This window comes from Verrucosispora sp. SN26_14.1, from assembly GCF_004307965.1.
In the GTDB taxonomy this organism is placed as follows: domain Bacteria; phylum Actinomycetota; class Actinomycetes; order Mycobacteriales; family Micromonosporaceae; genus Micromonospora.
In genome coordinates this window covers 1-2,184 of the sequence record NZ_SISL01000683.1, presented here as the reverse complement: position 1 = coordinate 2,184, position 2,184 = coordinate 1, and the positions used below count along the sequence as shown (strand labels likewise).

The 2,184-nt window shown below is 74.8% G+C and carries 2 protein-coding genes; both read right to left on the bottom strand.

Going from position 1 to position 2,184, the window contains the following annotated elements; all coding sequences use genetic code 11:
- Positions 1-604, bottom strand: a 604-nt coding sequence (locus tag EYA84_RS30845) for a condensation domain-containing protein (RefSeq protein ID WP_236146061.1), incomplete at its 3' end; no start/stop codon positions are given.
- Positions 605-633: 29 nt separating this feature from the next.
- Positions 634-2,136 (bottom strand): class I adenylate-forming enzyme family protein, encoded by a 1,503-nt coding sequence (locus EYA84_RS30840; protein WP_162854400.1) that lies wholly within the window; start codon positions 2,134-2,136, stop codon positions 634-636.
- Positions 2,137-2,184: the final 48 nt, after the last annotated feature.

The following is a 2,184-nucleotide window of genomic DNA, read 5'->3' as shown; positions in this document are numbered from 1 at the left end:
GCCGCAGGCCGGGCAGGACCACCTCACCGGGCCCGGACCAGTGCCGCCGCCAGTGGTCGCGGGCGGCGGGCAGGTCGACGGCGACGCGTTGCTGTTCGGCGGTGGCGAGGCCGGCGTACTCGTCGGGTCGGGGCCCGGGGTCCACGGTGGCACCGTCACGGGCGGCGGCGTACGCGGCGGCCAGGTCCCGGAGCAGGATGTCCTTCGACATGCCGTCGAAGACCAGATGGTGTGCGGTGACGAGCAGCAGGTGCGTGTCGTCGGCGTCGGTGAGCAGGGTGAACCGGGCCAGTGGTCCGGTCGTCAGGTCGTACGTCCGGGCGATCTCCTCGGTCACCCGGGCGTCGGTCAGTTCCGCGAAGCCGACCGTCGGACGGGTGTCGGCCGGTGCCAGGCGCGGGGTGCCGTCGTCGTCGCCGACGATCCTGGCCGCGAGGATGGGATGCCGGTCGGTCACCGAGGCGCAGGCCGCGACGAGGGCCCGACGGTCGAGTCCGGCGGCGAACCGTACGCCGACCGCCATGTGGTAGGCCGTGCCGGCGACCCCGGCCCGCTCGGTGAACCAGACGGCGTGCTGTGCGGAGGTCGCCTCGGCGGTGCCCACATGTGCTCCCTGGGTTGTGCTGGTGGTGGTCAGTTCTCGAAGAGGTCGGTGAGCTGCCGCTTGAGCACCTTGCCGCCCTCGTTGCGGGGCAGCTCGTCGAGGAGCAGGAGCCGGGCGGGCAGCTGGTAGTCGGCCAGTCGGTCGGCGAGGAATCCGCGCAGCGCGGGCAGGGACAGGCCGTCCGGGGTGGCCTGCGGCCGGGGCACCACGGCGGCGGCCACGGCGGTGCCGAGCACCGGATGCGGGACACCGACGACGGCGACCTGGGCGACCAGGGGATGGTCGTGCAGCGCCGCCTCGACCTCCAGGGTGGAGACCTTGAACGCGCCGGTCTTGATCACGTCCTGGTGCCGGTCGGTGAGGTACAGGTAGCCGTCGGCGTCGACCCGGCCGACATCCCCCATGCGGACCCATCCGTCGCGGAAGGTGGCCCGGTTGGCCGCCTCGTCGCGGAAGTAGGCGCGGGGGAAGGGCGCCCGCAGCCAGACGTCACCGGTCGTGCCGGCGGGCAGCGGCCTACCGTCGGCGTCGGCGACCATGAGCCGGCCGCCGACCGGTCGACCGACCGCGTCCCGCCGGGACGGGTCCCAGATCATGGTGGTCTGGGCCGGTGCCGCCTCGGTGGAGGTGTAGTAGTTGACGATGGTGGCCTGCGGGAACGTCTCGGCGAGCCGGGCCGCGACCGCCGGCGCGAGGAACGCGGCGGTGGAGCCGATCAGGTGTACGCCGCTGGTGTCCCGCCCGCGCAGGGCACCGGAGTCGAGCAGCTCGACGGCGATCGACGGGACGACGAAGACGGTGCCGGTCCCGGGGGCCTCGACCAGTCGGGCGAACCGGGCCGGGGTGAACCGGGGCAGGGTGAGTGCGGCGGCCTTCGCGGTCACCGCGTTGAGCAGCATGGTCTGCCCGGCGTTGGTGCCGATCGCGAAGGCGTGCAGGAACCGGTCCGAGTGGGCCAGGGCCAGCCGGCGTGGGTGCTGCGGGGCACCGGCGGTGAGGTTGGCGTGGCTGGCGGCGACCCCCTTGGGACGTCCGGTGGTGCCCGAGGTGTAGAGGATCTGCGCGAGGTCACCGGGTCGGGCGACCGACTCGCCGTCACGGTGTGCCTCGGCCAGCAGCTCGGCGCAGGTCCAGACCGGCAGGCCGGACGGCACCGGCGGGGCGGGGGTGTCGTCGCCGTGCAGCACGGCGGTGGCCGCGCAGTGGTCCAGGGCGTGTCCGAGCTGTCCGGCGGCGAGCCGGTCGGAGAGTGGCACGGCGACGCCACCGGCGCGCAGCACCCCGACGTACGCGACGGCGAACCAGGTCCAGTCCCGGGCGCCGAAGTAGAGGCCGACGCGGTCGCCACGACGCAGGCCGCGCCGGGACAGGGCGGCGGCGACGGCCCCCGCCCCGGCGGACCAGTCGGCGAAGGTCAGCTCGGCCACCCCGTGCACCTCGACCGCCACCCGCTCGGGGTGCAGGGCGGTACGCCAGTCCAGCAGCTCGGGCACGGTACGGGGGGTGGCCCGGTCCGGCGACGCCGTACTCACCTCAGTCCGCCCTTCCGCCGGTCGCGGCGGCCGGTACCCGCTCGTCCC